A 782-nucleotide genomic window follows, 5' to 3' on the forward strand; every position below is an offset into this window, starting at 1 on the left:
GTCCAACTTACGTCGGGTTAATCCAGAACGCGTTTCCATTCAATGCTTTTGACATCGGWCGGAAAATAATCATCACTGCGCTCTTCTAGCACTATCTCAATACGGTCGGCTTGCACCTGTTGGGTTGATTCAGCCAACTGCATGAGATTTTCGATCGTTTTTTCTCTTTTCATTGTCTATYCCTTTAAGAAATATCTTTCACCCGATTGTACAGCACTTTCAACTTATGACAACAAAAAGGTGAACGGTCATTTTGAAGAATAATCACATAAAAATGAATTCTTCACGTCATAATGATGTAAAAAACAGCAAAGACTGACTAATTGAGAAAATTCTTATTTAAAATCTAGACAAGCTGTAGCAAACAAAGGAGCAAAGATTAAATGATTACGCGACTACATATTTACAATGTAAAGTCAAAATACTCGGAACGATTGACATTGGTCACTAAACTACGGTCAATGTAAGATGAATTTTAACAGTRCGTATCAAAACGTTATGCCACTAGGTAAATACGAGGTCCATTTGTTCAATCAAGCAACATGGTGAGTTAGTGAGTCATTCCGAGCGTCGATATTTTTGTACAAAATTACGTTCAAAAAAAGCCTCAGTCCTATTCTATAAAAAGAACGAATCAACTCGTTTGAGCGCAAAAGAGGCCAATGTCCATCAACCCAGATAGATGTCGACATGCTTGATCATGCTTTCGACGATGGCGTAAAACATGGAAATGTTCATTTTGTGTACTTTGGAAGAATGATCAAGTGATGCTTTGATCATTC

General features: G+C 37.1%; 1 pseudogene. It reads right to left on the minus strand.

What is annotated here, in order from left to right:
• A pseudogene (locus CIK04_RS28740) lies at nucleotides 1–173 on the minus strand (ParA family protein); the annotation flags it as partial.
• Nucleotides 174–782: the final 609 nt, after the last annotated feature.

Source organism: Vibrio sp. 03_296 (genome assembly GCF_002265885.1).